Annotated in this window: 14 protein-coding genes and 1 tRNA gene; 6 read left to right on the forward strand and 9 right to left on the reverse strand. The window is 38.8% G+C overall.

Annotated features, from left to right (window positions below):
* Positions 1-105 precede the first annotated feature (105 nt).
* The 5 genes from HXT50_RS04470 (at position 106) to HXT50_RS04490 (ending at position 5,459) form a co-directional block, all read left to right on the forward strand.
* Positions 106-660 carry a protein jag gene (locus tag HXT50_RS04470; RefSeq protein WP_004106048.1) on the forward strand — a complete coding sequence of 185 codons (555 nt, stop codon included), beginning with the start codon at positions 106-108 and terminating at the stop codon, positions 658-660.
* Between the two features lie 138 nt (positions 661-798).
* Positions 799-1,509 (forward strand): 16S rRNA (guanine(527)-N(7))-methyltransferase RsmG, encoded by a 711-nt coding sequence (rsmG, locus tag HXT50_RS04475; protein WP_004119703.1) that lies wholly within the window; start codon positions 799-801, stop codon positions 1,507-1,509.
* 757 nt (positions 1,510-2,266) lie between these two features.
* A complete protein-coding gene (locus tag HXT50_RS04480; RefSeq protein ID WP_004106046.1) occupies positions 2,267-3,238 on the forward strand; it encodes a ParA family protein in 972 nt (323 codons plus the stop codon).
* Complete coding sequence (locus tag HXT50_RS04485) at positions 3,238-4,596, forward strand: ParB/RepB/Spo0J family partition protein (protein WP_004106045.1); 1,359 nt, start codon at positions 3,238-3,240, stop codon at positions 4,594-4,596. Before HXT50_RS04480 ends, HXT50_RS04485 begins: the two co-directional genes overlap by 1 nt.
* 383 nt (positions 4,597-4,979) lie before the next feature.
* Entirely contained in the window at positions 4,980-5,459 is a 480-nt protein-coding gene (locus HXT50_RS04490; protein ID WP_421777066.1) for a hypothetical protein, read from the forward strand.
* A gap of 150 nt (positions 5,460-5,609) precedes the next feature.
* On the opposite strand, the gene trxB is transcribed toward HXT50_RS04490, so the two are convergent.
* The 5 genes from trxB to HXT50_RS04515 all read right to left on the reverse strand — a co-directional run bounded on the left by trxB (position 5,610) and on the right by HXT50_RS04515 (position 13,915).
* Positions 5,610-6,551, reverse strand: coding sequence for a thioredoxin-disulfide reductase (gene trxB / locus HXT50_RS04495; RefSeq protein ID WP_410297159.1), 942 nt, complete (start codon positions 6,549-6,551; stop codon positions 5,610-5,612).
* Between the two features lie 34 nt (positions 6,552-6,585).
* Complete coding sequence (locus HXT50_RS04500; RefSeq protein WP_032835464.1) at positions 6,586-8,805, reverse strand: kinase; 2,220 nt, start codon at positions 8,803-8,805, stop codon at positions 6,586-6,588.
* A gap of 166 nt (positions 8,806-8,971) precedes the next feature.
* On the reverse strand, positions 8,972-10,768 hold the full coding sequence (murJ, locus tag HXT50_RS04505) for a murein biosynthesis integral membrane protein MurJ (protein ID WP_116442561.1): 1,797 nt from the start codon (positions 10,766-10,768) through the stop codon (positions 8,972-8,974).
* Positions 10,765-13,188: a DUF6049 family protein gene (locus tag HXT50_RS04510; protein ID WP_174164414.1), complete on the reverse strand. Its 2,424-nt coding sequence runs from the start codon at positions 13,186-13,188 to the stop codon at positions 10,765-10,767. The genes murJ and HXT50_RS04510 overlap by 4 nt, the downstream gene beginning before the upstream one ends.
* Positions 13,139-13,915, reverse strand: coding sequence for an NUDIX hydrolase (locus tag HXT50_RS04515; protein ID WP_004105813.1), 777 nt, complete (start codon positions 13,913-13,915; stop codon positions 13,139-13,141). The genes HXT50_RS04510 and HXT50_RS04515 overlap by 50 nt, the downstream gene beginning before the upstream one ends.
* A 42-nt stretch (positions 13,916-13,957) precedes the next feature.
* Between HXT50_RS04515 and HXT50_RS04520 the strand changes: the two genes are divergently transcribed.
* A complete protein-coding gene (locus HXT50_RS04520; protein ID WP_050397226.1) occupies positions 13,958-15,430 on the forward strand; it encodes a CCA tRNA nucleotidyltransferase in 1,473 nt (490 codons plus the stop codon).
* Between the two features lie 58 nt (positions 15,431-15,488).
* Here the strand turns inward: HXT50_RS04520 and HXT50_RS04525 are convergent, their stop codons facing one another.
* The 4 genes from HXT50_RS04525 to HXT50_RS04540 all read right to left on the reverse strand — a co-directional run bounded on the left by HXT50_RS04525 (position 15,489) and on the right by HXT50_RS04540 (position 19,183).
* Positions 15,489-16,115 (reverse strand): LytR C-terminal domain-containing protein, encoded by a 627-nt coding sequence (locus tag HXT50_RS04525; RefSeq protein ID WP_004105817.1) that lies wholly within the window; start codon positions 16,113-16,115, stop codon positions 15,489-15,491.
* Positions 16,116-16,244: 129 nt separating this feature from the next.
* Positions 16,245-17,141, reverse strand: a complete 897-nt coding sequence (gene rsmA / locus HXT50_RS04530; protein ID WP_116442562.1) for a 16S rRNA (adenine(1518)-N(6)/adenine(1519)-N(6))-dimethyltransferase RsmA — start codon at positions 17,139-17,141, stop codon at positions 16,245-16,247.
* A 55-nt stretch (positions 17,142-17,196) separates the two neighbouring features.
* Positions 17,197-18,657: a G5 domain-containing protein gene (locus HXT50_RS04535; RefSeq protein ID WP_004119612.1), complete on the reverse strand. Its 1,461-nt coding sequence runs from the start codon at positions 18,655-18,657 to the stop codon at positions 17,197-17,199.
* A 449-nt stretch (positions 18,658-19,106) separates the two neighbouring features.
* Positions 19,107-19,183, reverse strand: a tRNA-Thr gene (locus HXT50_RS04540).
* Positions 19,184-19,274: the final 91 nt, after the last annotated feature.

The following is a 19,274-nucleotide window of genomic DNA, read 5'->3' on the forward strand; positions in this document are numbered from 1 at the left end:
CATTTTTATGACTTTAAAATAAGTTAGTAACTTGGCTTTATTATCCGCTAAACTAGACTTCAGAAATTTTTAAAACGTGAATTTTCTCACGATAAGGAGTAATTAATGGTACAAGATGAGAAGAGGACGGTTGATCAACTCAATGAAGAAGCTGATATTGCCGCAGATTATTTAGAAGGCTTACTCGATATTGCTGATTATGAGGGTGATATTGAGATGGGTGTGCGCAATAATCGCCCAATGATTCAGATTGTTGCAGATGATGACACTGATATTAAGAATTTAATTGGTCGCAATGGTGAGGTTGTCGATGCCTTGCAGCAATTGAGCCGTCTTGCTGTTCAGCAAAAAACCGGTGATCGTTCGCATCTTATAGTTGATGTAGATGGATTCTTAAAGCGTAAGCGCCAGCATTTGCGCGATATTGCGTTAGATGCTGTTGATGAGGTGCGTGAAACTGGTGAACCTGTGAATTTGAAGCCAATGAATTCTTTTGAACGCAAAGTTGTTCATGATACTGTACGTGACGAAGGTTTGCGTTCCCGTTCACATGGTGAAGAACCACACCGCTATGTAACTGTTTACATGCCTTCAGTTGCTTCTGAAGATGAAAATATTGACGAAATTGACGATGTAGACGGCGAATATTCTGAAGAATAATTAATTTTTATTTAATTGTTTCTTTTCAAAGGAAAAGAGAAATAAAATGAAAAGTAACACAATGAAACAAAAAATGTTTTGTTGTGTTACTTTTTATTTATTTTTTATTATATTTCTTTTATTTGTTTTGGGGAAAATATGGAAGCTAGTTTAGATAAAAAATATGAGGAAGATGCACAAAAAGTAGCGGACGAATTAGAAGGATCCCCATTGTTAAGTGAAGTTTTAGGTGAAGCATTAGAAAAGTGCAAGCTGTTTCACGTGAAACTTCAGCAAGAAGGATTAGTAAGAGGTCTTATCGGTCCTAGAGATATGAATATTCTTTGGGAAAGGCATATATTAAATTCTGCAGCAGTTGTTCCTTTTATTAAAGAAGCAGTAGTTGGTAGGAAAAATAAAAGAGTTGCAGATGTAGGTAGTGGCGGAGGTTTTCCTGGTCTAGTTTTAGCTGCGTGCTTACCTGATTATGACGTTACTTTGATTGAACCTATGGAGCGTCGTGTTGATTGGTTGTGTGAGTGCGTTGCTCTTATGAAATTAAAAAATGTTACTATATTTCACGGCAGATCAGATGAAGTTATTGACAAAATTAAGTCACATGAAATTCCAGCGTTTGATGTAGTAACATGCAGAGCCGTAGCTCCTATGACGAAATTAGCTGGATGGACTATTCCTCTATTGAATAAGCACGGGAAATTAATAGCATTAAAAGGTAAATCTGCTCAAGCAGAAGTAGAAAAAGCTGTAAAAATGATTCGAAAAGCTGGTGGCACAAATCCTCGCATTCTTGAAGCGCCAGTTGCATCTGGTTTGCAGCCGACTACAGTCGTATTAATCGATAAAGCCTAATTTTTTTAATTAAAATTTGTGTTTGCGCGAGTTATCGTTTAATGTGGCGCGAGTTTTGGGCTGGTGTTTGGCTGGCGGGTTTCTGAAGTGGCTGTGTGAGATAGGAATTACTAGCGCGACGACCTGCTTTCGCGCTCAGAGCGTAGCGCGCGAAAGCAACTCGGAGCGTGAGCTTGTTCAGACGGAAAGTCCAGTGGACTTTCCGTGCAAGCTCAGCCGAATGGTGATTAGCCATGAGGACAGCGCTCCGCTCTTATACCTTATTTGGACTTAGCGGTTGTGTAGTTAAGTTTAGTTTTTTACTTACTTTTTCTGCAAAAATAGTATTCGTCAATAAGATTATTACTATCGTTCCGCTTTTATATTGCTCGACAAGCAATTCCTATCTCCCATACGTTAATTCCAATCACAGTTGTTTTTGGTACGGTAGGAGTGCCTGGTATGGCGTGTGCAGCAGCAATGGCGCTAGTGTTCTTTAAGCAATAAATACTCAACGTCTGCAGAGCAATACTGTTAAAGCTCACTAAGCAACAAATAATCGCTGTTAGCAAAGCATTACTGCAAAGCTTCATGAACGTGCAAGATTTAATCAGTGCGAAAAATCGAAAAAATACGTAGTTAGTTATGGAATAAGGTGTTGATGTTTCATGTGAAACATCAAAAAAATTTGTGCTTTTTATGTCCATAGAAACGACGAAACTTAAAACACGATATTTTATTTTAAGAGTTTCGCATATTTAATTGGGGGTGATACATCGTGGAATCAGCTGCTGAAACGATTCAACGAATTTTTGGAGATTCGAAATCCTCCCTAGGTATTGAATTGGCAGATTTGACATCTCGTTTTCATTCCATTGAACAGGCGAAATATCCTAAGCCTAAGCAAACGCGTTTTATTGCTGTTGCTAATCAAAAAGGTGGAGTAGGAAAAACAAGTTCTGCTGTAAATCTTGCTGCAGCTATGGCTGTGAGTGGATCAAAAGTACTTCTTATTGATATGGATCCACAGGGGAATGCATCAACTGCATTAAATGCTCCTCATGCTTCTGGTAATTTGTCGGTTTACGATGTTCTTGAAGGGCGAAAAAGTATCGCTGAAGTAAAACATGCTTGTCCAGATATTGAGGGACTTGATGTTGTTCCAGCATCTATTGATTTAAGCGGTGCTGAATTAGAGCTTGCAGATATGGATAATCGTAATAATCTGTTAAAGGATGCCTTGCAAGAATATCTTGATAATAGCAGCGAACACTATGATTATGTTTTTATCGATTGTCCTCCGTCGCTTGGCTTATTAGTTATTAATGCAATGTGTGCAGCACGTGAAATGCTTATACCAATTCAAGCTGAGTATTATGCTCTTGAAGGTTTAGGACAGCTTATAAGAACTATTGGTTTGGTCCAGCAACATTACAATCCAATTTTAGTTGTTTCTACAATGCTTGTTACTATGTTTGACAAGCGAACTTTATTAGGCAGAGAAGTTTTCCAAGAAGTTAAAAAACATTATCCAAATATTGTGCTTGAGACTACGATCCCTCGTACTGTGAAAATACCTGAAGCGCCAAGTTTTAACCAAAGTGTTATTACTTATGATCCTCATGGATCAGGAGCGATTTCTTATCGCGAAGCTGCGTTGGAAATTGCGAAAAGATCTAAGACTGTATTATCTGTTATTGCAGCAAAGCAAGATGCTAATCGACAAGAACAACAACAGGAGAATAAATAATGAGTGGAAATAAGTCTCGCCTGGGTAAAGGTTTAGGTGCTTTGTTCCCAGCTTTGCCTGGCGAGGATGCGCTTGCCGATGCGTCTAATAATTTGCAATTTAATGTTTCGCATGAAACAGAAAAATCCGAATCTGTGGATAGTCAATTAGAAAAACAAGCAAAAGTTTCACGTGAAACGTTACATAAAGATAATAATCAATCAAAAAATGTTTCACATGAAACAAAGGTCCCTAGTATGAGCAATTCAATTGCTCCTCATGTGGATAAGAATAATAACAAAATAAAGAATGTTTCACGTGAAACCGTGCCGTCAATTCATACTAACAAGCATTCTCACAAACGTTCAACTATGCCATCTCTTGGAGATGTCACTAGACCTATGGATTTCTTTTTTGGAGATTCAGCATCGACTACATTTATGTCATCTAAGACAAAAAATAATGAAGAAAATGCTTTTGGCGAAAAAAATAAAGCTGTTGAAAAATCGAATAAAACCGCAAAAAATGAGCCTTTGAAGCCAGTAAAAGGCGGATATTTAGCTTATCTTAAGCCGCTAGATATTGTTCCTAATGCGCATCAACCGCGAACAATTTTTGATGAAGATGAGCTGCGAGAACTTGCATCATCTATTAAAGAAGTTGGCGTTTTACAGCCTATAGTTGTGCGACCTATTGTTGATGCCGATAAAAATGATGAACAAATTGCACATTATGAACTTATTATGGGTGAAAGAAGATGGCGTGCTTCTCAGCTAGCTGAACTTGATACAGTTCCAGCGATTGTGCGCACAACTGCTGATGAAAATATGTTAAGAGATGCATTGCTTGAAAATCTTCATCGCGTTGCTCTTAATCCTCTTGAAGAAGCGGCAGCATATTCTCAGATGATAGATGATTTTGGTTTAACACAGATTCAGCTTTCTCAGTCTGTATCAAAATCACGTCCACAAATTGCTAATACTTTAAGACTTCTCAATCTTCCTGCTAGCGTGCAAAAACATGTCGCCTCAGGCGTGCTTTCTGCAGGTCACGCACGAGCACTACTTGGCTTGGAAAATCCAGAAGATATGGAAAGTCTAGCTAAGCGCATTATTGCAGAAGGATTGTCAGTTCGTAGTACTGAAGAGATTGTTTCGTTGAAGAATGAAGATACATCTCATGGAGCAGTACGTACGCGTGTGCGTCGCAATAATCAGTGGTCTTCTTCGCCTGTGCGCAAGCAGCTTGAGGAGCATTTTGCTACCAAAGTTTCTATTAAGGGCACAGAAAATCATGGTCGCATTGAAATCGTATTTTCTTCTCCTGAAGAAATGCAACGAATTATTGGTTTACTTGTTGATGGGAATGGTAAAAACTAGAACCAGATTTGAAGAGCATGTAGCACAAAATATAACAGTAAGTAAATTGCGCTAATATTCCTATCTCCGCAGTTTATGGACGGAATAAATTTATGCAACGAGTAATTGCATCTCTGTTAAGAACTATTAAGAAATAAATATCGGAGTGTGCAAATAAGTTGCTCAGTAGTAGCAACGTAATTAGGATGGCATGTATAAGAATAGCATGTGAAGTAAGTAAAATAGGAATATCAAATCCAATATTATGCATAATGCTTGATTTTTGATCGGTTCGTATATAGCCTAATGTTTAGTGTTATCCGATATTTAAAACAGATAACGCTCATTCGCATAAATGGTGAATAATATTTGCAAAAATGCATATATAGAAGAAAGGGAAAGATATGTTAAATAAGAAAGTTGCTAAAACTTTTGCTTTTAGTGTAAGCGTGGTTTGTGGGCTAGTTGTTTCTGGATTATTTGCATCCAGTGCTCATGCATGTGTTTTTGATGATGTTGATCATAGTGTTTATACCAATCCTTCTAGTTCTTACCTGAGTAGTTTAGACTCATTTGATAATCTTTATTCAGGTAAAAAGGTTTCAGTTGAATTATTGAACAAGTGTGATTATATGACTGGTGGGGATTACACTTCGCTTCCATCTTATGATTTTACTTTTGACGGTGTCAATCTCGATACTTATGCTAATCCTGGCAACACTAACATAGATGATGACATCAGATTGGATGAAGTAAATGCTTACGACACGATCAGCTCGGATTCAGAAATTGAAAATGAGTTGCTAGAGAAACATAAAGAATTAGCCGAGGCAAAGTTGAATGCTAAGATTGCTCTTCCTGTGCCAGGTTCTCAGCATAACTAAATGCTAACTAATATATCTATTAGATAAAATCGTTTTTCGGCTGAGCTTGTTTCACGTGAAACTTACTCAGCCGAAAATACTTTAATAATATTTTAATAATAAAATTTAGTAATTTAACAAATATAAAAGCTGGAGTTTATATTATGATGCTTAGCTATATTTTTCGTTAAGATAAGCTTGAGCGTCAAGAGCTGCTCTGCATCCCATTCCTGCTGCAGAAATTGCTTGACGATACATGTTGTCGACAACATCTCCAGCAGCAAAAACGCCTTCAGCAGAAGTGCGAGTAGTTGCGCCATCAACAACAATCGTTCCATCTTCATTAAGCTTTAATTGGCCGTTTAAGAACTTTGTTGCAGGAGTGTGACCAATTGCCACAAACAATCCGGCTGACTCAACTTCTTGAGTTTCTCCCGTAATAACATTGCGAACAGTGAGTGAAGTAGCTTCTACATCGTTGCCGTGCACTTCATCTACAACGCTATTTGTAATAAATTTGATTTTTTCGTTCTCTTTTGCTCTGTCAACCATAATCTTTGAAGCGCGGAACTCATCTCTGCGGTGAATTAAAGTAACAGAAGAACCAAATCGTGTGAGGAACAATGCTTCTTCAAAAGCAGAATCTCCCCCACCAACTACAGTAATTGGTTTTCCTCGGAAAAAGAAGCCGTCGCAAGTTGCGCAATAAGATACACCTCTGCCGGAGTACTCGAGTTCTCCCGGAACGCCCAATTTGCGCACTTGCGAGCCCGTAGAGACAATAACTGCGTCGGACTCATAAGTTATACCGTCATCGGTAGTAACGAGCTTTACAGCGCTCTTAAAGTCTACAGAAGTGACATCGTTCAACAATACTTCTGCGCCAAACTTTTCAGCTTGTTTTTGCATAGATTCCATTAAGTCAGGGCCTAAAATACCTTCTGGGAATCCTGGATAATTCTCTACTTCCGTTGTGTTCATCAATTGACCGCCTGGAGTAAGAGCTCCAGCAATAACAAGTGGTTTGTACCCAGCGCGACCCAAATATATTGCAGCAGTGTATCCTGCAGGTCCGGATCCAATTATGATAACTTTTCGAAGTTTATTTTCCATTACTTATTTCCTTAAAGCACTTATTATAAGAGATTCAGTACAGTTTTACAGAATTGATGTACAAACTGTTCTTAGGCATGCTATCTTTTGGAACCCATAGCATGAAATCTTGAGATTTTACAATCTTCTTAAGTTTTACATCTGTTGTTCCACTTTCGTCGAATGTAAATTCTGCTACTTGAGTTCCCTTAGTTGGATTATCTTTAGTATCTGCCAACAAATATGCGTGACCTCCAGAGGAACGTATCGAAACAACGAAGCGATACACAGTTTGTGGTTCGGTTAAGTGAATATAGTATCCATATCCAGCTTGATTAGCTGGGAAGCTTAAGAATTGATAACGATCAGCTTCGTAAGCAACGTTATTAGTAGGAATTTTAGGCTTAGGCACAGGTTTTACTTGCTTACGACCCATATTTTTCTTAGCAGGTTGTTTTTCTTGAGGAAGAATACCTTGGCTGCCAAACGGAACATTTTCTAGACTAGTGCTATCCCATGAGCCGTTGTTTCCGAAGCTATCTGTGCTTTCATGATTTCCAAATAAACCATGTAATGCCAAAGCTAATCCAGCTACAAGGAGTAACGAAACAGCACCGATAGCAATAACTTTGGTTGAAAGACCCCACCAAATTTTAGCATCTGCAATAGTGTTGTTATTTTGTGTATTCTGCTTTTGTTTGTGCAAAGTAGCAGCTTGTTCCAGAGGCTGGAAGCTTGGCGGCAAAGAAGGTGCTCCATTTTCTTGGATATCGTCGTTTTGGTCACTGTTTATTTCGTCTCTAAGTGCTCTTGCTGATTCCTCTCCAGGAGCTACAAATCTTCCGTGAGAATCAACAACAGGAACGCGACCAGTAGATTCGCCTTCTGAAGTTAAGTTTTGTGGTCTTGACATTAATTCTGTGTGCTGATTATTTTCAGTAAGAAGATGCCCAAAATCAAAACTACTAACTACGCCTGTTTCGTTAATAGTATTTTTGGAAGTTTGATTTCTTGTATTTTCAGCGTGATCAAAAATATTTTTAGACGTAGCAGTATCAGGAAAATGTTTATATGAAGCAGACAATGTTGGGAAAAGAGCATCGTCTGTATCAAGTTCTGTAGGAGCGAGAATGCTAGCCATTTCTGCTGCTGCAATATCATGAAAATCTATATCTGTATTAGTGTTAGTTTCGTCACTAAAACTATTGTTACCAATGCCTTCAGAATCTGAGTTAGTGTTGCTTCTTTTAAGAAGAGATCCTAATGTTCTCCCAGCATTTTTGAAACTATTACTTAATTTAGCGGATCCATTTGTATTGTTTGAAATAGTGTTGGCTGAATTAGTTGAAGAAAAATCGTTAGAATCCTGATTATTTCTTTGCATTAATTGTGCATCAAATTCTTCTTCACTTTGTGAAAGACCTTCAGGCAAAGGTAATATAAAATCATCTTTTGCTTCGCGAAGTCGAACATTGCTAATAGAAGCAGCACTTGTTTTACCATCAAGCACAATATCTTTTGTTGTGAGCTTCGATAAAGGCGTGTATGAACCTAATAATGCTACTAATTCTGCAATAGACGCCATAGGTATTACGTTGTTATTTTTATTTGGAGCTAGGCTTCTTGTGCAAATCATCCTAAATTCTGAAGGAGTATTATCTGGCAGAAGAGACGCATCAAAACGAGCTTGTATTCGAGAAGAAGTTTTAGTAATCAAAGTGTATAACAATGACGCAAGTTGCTTAGTTGCAATATGTTCAACATTTTGCCTTGGAATTTGATCATCATCTTTTTGAGTCACATCTTCCAAAAGAGGACTTACTGGAGTATCTGCTAACTCAATTCCTGAAGAACTTATGCGAACAGTGTCACTAGAAACAGCGTGGTGAGTGATATTGCTAGCAAGTAATCTGCTTAAAGCTTGTGCAGTTTCTGCAACAATAGTTCTTATTGCTTCGTAGCTTAAAGGTGCTTTTTTAAGAGCCAAATAATCATTGATAGTAATACCGCGATCTAAAGCTGTAACAATAATTGCAACAGAATCATGATGCCGTAATTGAAGTACTTGCGTAAACTTGCGGCTATGCGATAAAGCCAAGGTTGATGCAATTGTATTTACTTGCGGCAAAAAACGTGAATCTCGTACAATAAAAAGCTGGCAATCCTGCGTAAGTATGCGGTCATTAGCTTGCCATACTTGCAAGCCTGCTTCGTTGCGCAAAAGCGATACTAATACGTATCGATTTAGTACAATATCTCCTAACCGAGGTTCCATTTGTTCCTCATCTTCCTACGCATGTGCAATAAGTAACTTAACATTTTTTACTAACACATAATTGTACTGGTGAGCCGTCATGTTATGTACAGCATTTTGCTGTTATTGAAATAATTTCCCAAATAATCACATATTTTAAGGAAAAGCTCAATATGAAACTACGCTCTTAGAAGTTTTTGCCGTTAGAAGAATCATGATATTTTGCATCGGATTGTATTCTACGTGGAATTCTAAGATTTTTCTGTTCGCGTTGTGATTGACTTTTTGCAGTTTCTTCAAAAATTTTAGCAAGAGGAATAAGAGCAGGAATCTTTTGGGCAAGCTTACTAATTATTGGAGCAGACAAATCTACAAGTTCTCTGGTCCTCAAAAGTAAGAGTGCTGACAGATAAACAACAGCAATAATAATTGTTGTTATTGCGCAAATAAGTATTGCGTATACCCACCTTAATACTCCATGCATATGTGGGGAGTTGAAGTTTAAAACATGCAATAGTGGTTTACTCACTAAGAAACCAACAACAATAGATACTATTGAAGCAATAATAATTTTTATATGCGTAATTATAAGATTTCGATCATCTAAGTCATTGTTGAAACGATTTCGAAGCATATGAACAAGTGATGGGAAAGTCAAGAAGTAGCTTATTGAAACTGATGAGCCTAAAGCTGTAACCCAATAAGTAGGTGACAGTACATTAATGCAACCGATAAAAGCGAAAAGCTCAGTAAAAAGTTGCGCTGCTGCGAAAATAAAAGGACTTTTACCGTCTTCAAAAGCAAAGAATGTGCGTTGAATAATCAAATAGCTACTAGTTAAAGGCAAGCCAAAAGCTAGCATCATTAGAGGTGCGGACATAAGGTTTGCTTCTTGAACACTTATTGATGGTATTAAAGCTAACGAAATAGGTGTTGGAATAACAATAAAAATGACTGTAAAGAAGCACATAATTATGCTTACATGCCTGAGTGCTTCACTTAAGTCATTGCGCGCGCTATGTAAATCGTGAGATGCAATAGAGCGTGAAATTTTAGGGAAAATTGCTGTTGCAACAGATACTGCAACTAAAGAGTATGGCAATAGGAACATTGTGTAAGCGTTTTGATAAGTAGCATTACCTGCTACTTCAAACTGATCTAATCCTAAACGTTTTTCAGCAACAAATGGGACGCTTGTTGTTATATGCGTAGTAATCATTACAACTATTTGTGTAACAATAACAATGCCCATGCTCCATGCAGCAACAGGGCCCATTGATCTTAAACCGATATCTCGTATACCAAAACTTGGCTTGTAGTGTATTCCGCATTTTATAAGAGGTAGGAATAACACTAAAGCTTGTGCTGCTACGCCGATAGTCCAGAATCCTGCAGTGAGCAAAAGAGTATTGCCATTCCAAAAACTTAGTGGCATCCTATTTGCTTTACCAAAGATGATGATAAAAACGCCAAAGCCTAGGCAACTAATAATATTTGCTGCAACTGAACTCCACGCGTACATGGCAAAATGCTCTTTTGCTGCCAAAACTTGCCCAAGTACTGTATAAATACCGTAAAAGAAAATTTGAGGCATGCACCATAAAGTAAATGAACAAGTTAATGTTTGCATTTCGGCGCTTCCGCCGGCGTATAGCATAGTGAGCACAGGTGTTGCTATAGACATAAGAACTGTTAGCGCGAGAAGCAGAAGAATTGCAAATGTAATAAGTTTATTTAAGCGTTCCTCGGCATTTTTCTTTTCGAGAGTGCGAACAATTTGCGGTACTAATACAGCGTTGAAAATTCCACCTGAAACAAGTGTATATATTAGCTGTGGAATCATAGATCCAGCTTGATATGCGTTTGCTGCCAAACCTGTTGTTCCAAGGGCTGCTGCTAATAAGATAGTACGTATTTGACCTGTAATGCGTGATGCGGCTGTTCCGCTAGCCATAATTACAGAATTTCGACCTACTGAACTCATTCGTCTGGATCCTTCTTACGGTGGAATTGCCTCCAAAGGCCAAGAAGACCAAGAATGAAAGCAAATACTATAATAATCGTACCGCTTTTATCACTAATTTGCAGTGTACTAGTAATAAGTGTGCTCTGTTCTTTTGCAAATACGCGATGCTGATTGTCTTCAAGCACAAAAGTAGCTTTTGTGTGAATTGATGTAGTAATTCTCAACGGTAAAGTTACTTGAGTTTCGCTATTAGCTGGAATTTTTACTAAAGTTTTACGGCGTGTAACAATTTCCATAGCATGAGTATTTGCAGATAAATACACTTGCACAGGGTAAGAGTATGTGTTGCTTATCGTAATAGGCATGCTTGCTGTTTCGCTTACGGCAGTAATATCATGCGGTGGGATTATGCGAATGCCATTCATCAGTGTATTTGCAAAAGTCTTAGCAGTATTTTTACTTATACAAGACTTGTTATTTTTCTTGCTGTGTGCAGTAGTTTTGGCTGAATTTTGCTGCTCGATTGTATTATTGGTAAATTCATGCAACGAAATATCGTCGTATAAGCGTAATAGATACTTTTCTAAGTCTTTTATGCTAATAAGTTTTTTTGTTTTGGCTGTTTGCTTTGCAAGTGCTTGAGCGTCACCTTCAGTATTATGAGGATGCTTAGCGGCACTATAGTCGAGAATATTCTTAGTAAAACGTAAAACGTCTTTCCTTGAATGTGACAAATCGTTTAGGCAAGAGCGTCTTGTTTTAGTAATATTCGCGCTTATAGAGCTGTTGCGAGATATTTCACGCATTATGGAATTTTTCTTCCAGTCAGGCAAGGCATTTTGCTTCGTATTTGCCATTGTTTGCAAGTCGCTTAACGACAGCCAAGGAGATTGTTCTAATGCGTTCATAACAGCATCAATATTTGAATTAGATGCATTATTCGAAAAAGTAATAAGAATATGCCTATCAACATACGGCTGTTCCATTTGGTAGAACGCGCTTTGTGCCACTAAACGATTAATGCGCCCAGCCTGAGTTCGTTCGCTTGTTGCGTTATCGCTTGTAGGCTTTCCATTTGCTAGAAGAGTAAGCACTGATTGAGGTGACAAAACTCGCACATTCCCTGCAGGCGTATCTATATCGTATATGCCATTTCTAACAGCAAACTGTGAAGCATTATTGTCAAATTCGTCTGTTGCAATAACAGTTTCATATCCATTACGTTTTGCTTGCTCTAGTGCATGAATAGTCCACTTGCCATATGTTTGCCATGCATAAGCTTTATTTAAATTATGATTAGCTGAGTCGGTTTGTTTTGAATTATTTGCTTTAGTAATATTTTTCTGCGATTGCGAATTTTTTGCAGACCATTTTTCTTTAGTAATTCCTGCCGATTTATACAAATCGTCATTATTGTCATCTGCATAAGCACTGATATCAAAACCAGATTGTTGCATATAAGCGCTTGGTTTGAGTGTTAAATGCGATGCTTGTATTGTGCTTAAATCTGCGATTGTTTGTAATTTTGAGTGTTTATTTGCTAAATCAGCTTTCCCAATAATGTTGTGAATACTATCTTTGTCGGCTCTAAGTAGCGTTTCTAAATGATCGCTAGGCTGAATGTTATTAGTTTTAAAATTGCGTAAATCGTTTTGTGTACGAATTAATATTGGCATAAGCGCAGTAAGTTTCATCGCTGGTAAGCTAGCTGAGTGCATGCCAATATTTGCTCTTGTCAAAAAAGAATGTATCGATTTGTATTTTGAATAATTTTGTGAGAAATACGTAATTTTTAGTGGTTTTGGACCCCAATTCAGGATGGAACGTAATTCTTGTTTATCTGCGGGTATGTTAAAGCTAAGAGTGCACGTGTGACCGGAAGCTAAACTTGGAGTTTTTACGGAATCTAAAATTTGAGGAGTTGGTATAAGAGATTCCTCTTGCGACCAATTTTGCACGTCCGTGCGCGAAACAAAAGTGTAATTGGAATTTATAGAAAGTTGTAAAGTGCCTTCTGGAAGTGCCGTTTTTACGGCTTTTAGTGTTGCAGTAAGGTGGTATCCGCTTTTATCTGTTACTACAGGCGTTGCTTGAGTTATATCTATTTCAATGCCCTTGCTATGCGGATTCTCATACGTAGATTGTTTTTTATTTTGCCTTGTAGAAGTTTTGTCAGATAAATCTGCTTTTTTCGTGTTTGCATATGCATAATTTACTAATCCTGCATATTTTGCTGTTGGAAAAGCAAAAATCGTTGCAAATACTACGAATAATATAAAAATAAAACGTGCAGAAATTAAGCAAGTCTGTAACGTAATTCGTAATAAAGAAAATACGTATGAAAGTGATTTCTGCTTTAGAGCAGTAGACGCATTTGTGGTCTGATGTTTACGCGTGAGTTTCTTCACTGTTAGACCGCCTATGTGCTTTTTTGGCATAAAGCCATGCAATTTTACGTTCATTTGGATAGCTTAATATTGCATTAAGTTCTTTAAAATTCACCCATATTGCATCTTCTGCTTCGTGATCAGGATCTCCTAATACAGATAAGTCGCCACTTACATAACGTAACGCAAAATGGTGCACTAGCTTGTGTACTCTATGCGTTGTGCCTGTAAACCAATAGTCGATTGTGGCAATCGAATCTACTACTTCGCCAACTATACCCGTTTCCTCATGAATTTCGCGAACTGCTGTTTCTTGAGGTGTTTCACCTTTTTCTATATGTCCTTTTGGTAGACACCATTCAAGGTGTCCGCTTCTCGAATGACGAGCAATAATTGCGACACGCCCAAGAGAGTCAAATACTAAACCGCCTGCGGAATATTCTCGAATAATTGGCAAGTCTTGCGCATCTAAAGAAGCAAAAGTTGTAGGAGTATCTGCCTGTCTACGTGGTGGCATAAGTGCTGGAGATACGCCTGAGAAAGAAGATGTTTTTTGAAGATTATCTTCCGGCGATTCTGAGTCTTGCGCAGTACCGTCATCCTTAGAAAACAGCGGAATATCAACAACATTTTGCTCTTCGCAACTGTCTTGTTGCCAAGACTTTTTTCTATGCATTTTAGCTAAATCAAGTGGTGTAATAACAGGAGCAGCTTGATTTTGGGCATGATTATCCGCAAGCTTGGCGAGTGTACGTCGTAAATCTGCAGGAGTAATCATATAGTCAACATTACTCAATCCGCTGTGCATTGGGGTAACGGTATGCTGGAATATAGATTGATTTTTGCTGAAAGGGTGTCGGTAAGGGTGACTGAGAACTTCGAAGTTTGGCCTGAAGCTATAGAGTTGGGGCGACTTTTTGCTGAGCGTCATTATGAACTTGCATTAGTTGGTGGTCCTGTGAGAGATATGCTACTGCATCGCGTGTCGCATGATCTTGATTTTTGTACATCAGCTCGACCTGAAGAGTTTGAACCTATTTTGCGTCGTTGGGGACATGATGGTTTTTGGGATATGGGTCGTAAATTTGGCACGTTGGGAGCTATGCGTCGGCGTGCTGATGGTACAGAAGTAAAAGTTGAAATTACTACATATCGTTCTGATGTGTACGATCCAGATTCTCGTAAACCTGAAGTGCAATATGGCGATACTTTAGAAGGTGATCTTTCTAGGCGTGATTTTACTGTCAACGCAATGGCGTTGCGCGTGCCAGATTTAGAGTTTGTGGATCCTTTTGGCGGTGCTAGTGATTTAGCTAAAGGCGTGTTGCGAACCCCGGTTGATCCTCGTCAATCTTTTGATGACGATCCTTTGCGTATGATGCGTGCAATTCGTTTTGTTGCGCAACTTGGGTTTAGTATCGAAGCAAATACTGCTGAAGCGATTGTAGACATGGCAGATAGGTTAGATATTGTTTCTGCTGAAAGAATTCGCGACGAAATTACTAAAATGTTACTTTCGGACAGACCTCGTAAAGGATTAGAAGCTCTTGTTGAATCTGGTATAGCTCAGCGTGTTCTTCCGGAAATTCCAGCTTTACAGCTTGAAATTGACGAGCATCATCGTCATAAGGACGTTTTTGAACACACAATGATGGTTCTTGAGCGCGCTATAGCTTTGGAAACAGATCAAGAAGGTCCAGTGCCGTCTCCAGATTTAACATTGCGCCTAGCTGCTTTATTGCATGACATTGGGAAGCCAAAAACTCGAAAATTTGAAGATGGAGGGAAAGTTAGTTTCCACCACCATGATGTTGTTGGCGCAAAAATGACTCGTAAACGTTTGAAAGCACTGCATTTTGATCATCATCTTATCGACGATGTTACTGAATTAGTGAATTTGCATTTGCGTTTTCATGGGTATGTTGATGAACCGTGGACTGATTCTGCAGTTCGTCGTTACGTAAAAGATTCAGGACATCTGTATGAGCGGTTGAATCGACTTACTAGAGCAGATGCAACCACTCAGAATCGTCGCAAATCGTTAATGTTTGAGCATGCGATGGACGAGATGGAAGAGCGCGTAAAAGAGCTTAAAAAGCAGGAAGATTTTAACGCTATTAGACCTGATGTAGACGGTAATGAAATAATGCAATTATTGCATTTGCAACCAGGTCCAATAGTTGGTGAGGCTTATAAGCATATGCTTGATTACCGTCTCGATAATGGTCCGGTAGACCATGATATTGCTGTAGAAGAATTACAGCGATGGTATGAGGAAACGTACAAAAAGTAAAAGTTTCTTCACTTAAATAAAAGAGTAGCAGTAAAATATTTTATACTGCTACTCTTTTTTATCTAACTTCCTTATGCTGATCTGCCTTAGGAATGTTTTTCATAAGGTCAGCTCTTATACATCCTTGCACTTCATGTATTGCTGCGCCTGCTGCTGGAACATCTACTTTAGGGCGAAGATTATTAAAAGTAGAGCCAAGCACAATATCGACGAGCTTATCTTTTCTATCATCCATTCGCATAATTGCATCGGTAAAATTAGCGTTTACTGTATAAGCTTCATTAATAGCGTTTTTTCCAAAGTAAATGATTGTTCGTTTAATATTACTTGATTTGTTATTGTTAACCTCTGTTAAGTTAAATCCACGAGCGTTTAAAGCTTCGCCAACAGCGCGAGCAAAACCGCGGAACTTTGTGCCGTTTAGAACTCTGATTGCTACAGCTCTATTATCTACGTAAGGGGCTTTGGCTCCTTCTTTTCCTATTATTGCGCATGGAGCTGGAACACCATAATTTGGGTTATCTTTTGGAGCACGCACAGAATTTATACCAAAAGCGTGGAATTGCACAAGTAAAGCAAATATAAAGGTGACGCCTAGGCCTACGCCCACTGTGGTGAGTACAGATCTTTTTCTTTGATACATGAAAGCTTTACGAGCAATACGTTCGTCGTATTCTTGCGTCATGTTCACTTCCGATCTGTGGTTTGTAACTTTGTTAGCAGCAAGTTTACACAAGCTGCAGAATATACGTAATATTTCATTGCGTAATATTTTATTTTGCATATTTATTCAACGAATAAATATGCGTTTTATTTATAGTTGACAATCTTTGCATGCGCGATACAAAGCAATAAATTCATCGCAAGTAAGCGTCTCGCCGCGTCTAGTTGGGTCAATTCCAGAATTTTTATATGCTTCTTCTGGAACTTGATTTTTAAGAGCTGCGTGCAATGTCTTACGTCGTTGCTGGAAGGCTGCATCAATGAAAGCGAATACTCCCTCACGCTCATTGTTGTCACCTTTGCTTGTGCAATCGCGAGTAAAAGAAACTAATGCTGAATCAACGTTTGGCGATGGCCAAAACACATTACGACCGATAAGCCCTGCGCGCTGGGCTTTGCCGTACCACGCCAACTTAACACTTGGTGTGCCATATACTTTATTCCCAGGTTGTGCGCATAAACGATCTGCTACCTCTTTTTGAACCATAACTAGAAAATTCTGTAAGTTGCTAAATTTTTCTAGCAAAGTAAGAATAATAGGCGTCGCAACATTGTATGGCAGGTTTGCAACAAGAGTAAATTTTTTAGCCTGTGCAATTTGTGGAACATCATCGGCATTTACTGTTAAAGCATCTTTTAGAATGACATTAAACTTTTGCATTGCTTTAGGCATAAATTCTTCTACAGTATGCGGCAATCGTCGAGCTAGCGGAGGGTCTATTTCTACTGCAGTAAGCTGTGCTCCTGTTTGCAATATTGCAAGAGTAAGAGAACCAAGACCAGGCCCTACCTCCATAACGATATCGCCAGATTTAACGCCAGCTGCCGCTACTATTTTTCGCACTGTACCAGGATCAATAACGAAATTTTGACCAAACTTTTTGGTAGGAGTAATGCCTTCCTCGGCAGCAATACGTCTAATATCTGCTGCACCTAAAAGCTGACCTTCATTTTCAATGCTGATTTCTGTCAAAGTTTTACCATCCAAATTTCGTAACAATTAATCTGTTGCACCAAAGTGCGTTAAAACACGCTGCTGCCTTTTAATACCAGCCAATTTCGCGCGAATGCTTTACTGCTCCACTAGGTGTTTTATATTTGCCCTTAATGTAACTTAGACCCCAGCTAATTTGTATTGCGGCATCTTCATGCCAATTAGCTCCTGCGCTGCTCATTTTATTTCCAGGAAGAGCTTGAGGAATGCCATAAGCGTGTGAGCTAGGATTTTCTGCGTTCCATCTCCATCCAGATTCCTTATTCCATAACCATAAAAGATCTTCCCATTCTTTACCGGTCCAACCCATTTGCGCAGCCGCGCCCTGAGCAAATAGTTTAGCTTGTTCTGGAGTAGCATGTACAAGGCTATCGGGATTAGAGCTTGGAGCGGGTGCAGGTGGATTAGCTGCAGGTGCGGGGGCAGCAGATGCGGTTTGTTGTTGAGTTTGTGATGTTTGCGCACCATTGTTACCATTCTGGTCTTTGCTTTGAGCCTGATTTTGCGTTTTCTGATTTTGTTGAGTTTGCTGTTGGCTGTTTTTCTTCTCCTGTTTTGCAGGCTGCTCAGTATTCTGCTTTTTGTGTTGAGAGTTTGTTTGTTGTTTGGATTGTTTTGACTTTTGTGTATTTGTATTATTTTTGTGAATTGGTGCGGGAGCAGCCTTACCTACAGCAATAACTTGATTAACTGCAGGCTTTACCAAATTTTGCGAAACTAGAGTTGCGCTTTCTGCTTTGCCATCTACGTATGTAACGTTATAAACATCTTCCCGCTCACCATTCACGCCAACTTGTTGTACAACGCGAGAATTTGCTGGAAGTTTAGGATCTACTACAGTTTGTGTGGCAAAAGGTAATGAAACCGTACGAGTTTCTTTGCCATGAGTAACTCGAGAAACACGTAAAACAGTATTTCCATCATCTTCTTCTACGCTTACGCGATCTTCCTTGCCGAGCACTATACCTTGAGAATCAAGAATTGCGCTCGCAGGTAAGTCTCCATTTTGCACAACGCGTGTTTTCCCGTCAGCGATAACGCTAATTGGACCTTTTTTATTAATCGATAAGCCGCAAGTTAGTTTATCGTAAATATTTTGCAAATTTACTGTAATTCGTGAAGCGTTCTTAGCATTAGCTTTAAAAAAGCCGATTAATTGATCGACACTAGTTGCAACAGTCCAGAACGGTATAGTTACTCCATCTACAGTGATAGAAGTTTGATAAGCACTGCGAACTGTTACAGTAGAATGATTTGTGAGAATATCTCCAGAAGAAGAAATAATTTGATCGTGAGTTTTTACTGGCACGTGTTGTTCTTCCAATAAACGTATTGGATTTGTTGAATAAGTGCTTACAATACGCGTTTTTCCATTTACGATCATTGCAACAGATTTTTTAGCTGTAAATATAAACAAGCTTGTTGCTGTGAGTGATATAGATAAAACGCAGGCGATTATTCTTGCACGACGCATCACTATTAATCGTCTAGGCGTCCATCGACGTGCCATACAATCACTCCCTTCGCAATAATGCTAACTTTTCTATTATACCTTCAGTTTGGCATTCAAAATCGAATGCAAAACAAAATAAAAGTGGGGGCGGGAGAGAAGGGGATATTCCCGCCCCCTATGAGGTGGAGCTGGTTGGGGGACGCTCCACTCTCACCTCGGAAACCCTGAGTTGGGGGAAGGTTCCCGAGTTCTTACTCGCGAAAAGTTTTTTGTTATAAAGATGATCATGTGCGCAGATATAGATTTGTCATTTTCATAATACGCCATAATTGGCACTGTATATGAAAAATAGAAATCTTTTCTATTTTTGAATAGTTAATTAGCCACTATCCCCTCTGCTTTAATCATTTCACGTCATTATATGTGATACGAAAGATAACAAAACTATAGTTCTGGAATATGTGAACAAAAAATAAGAAATACTCACGAAACGAGTGGAATAAAAATGGAGCCTCCTGCCGGGATCGAACCGGCGACCTGCCGCTTACAAGGCGGCCGCTCTGGCCATCTGAGCTAAGGAGGCGATGTTTTCTCGTTAGCATAACAAATCATGCTAAGTAGAACAATTGATTAGTGTACCATATGCCACGTCATTACAAAATTACGGCGATGTT

The sequence above is a fragment of the Gardnerella sp. KA00243 genome, assembly GCF_049244105.1.
Classification (GTDB): Bacteria; Actinomycetota; Actinomycetes; order Actinomycetales; family Bifidobacteriaceae; genus Bifidobacterium; species Bifidobacterium leopoldii.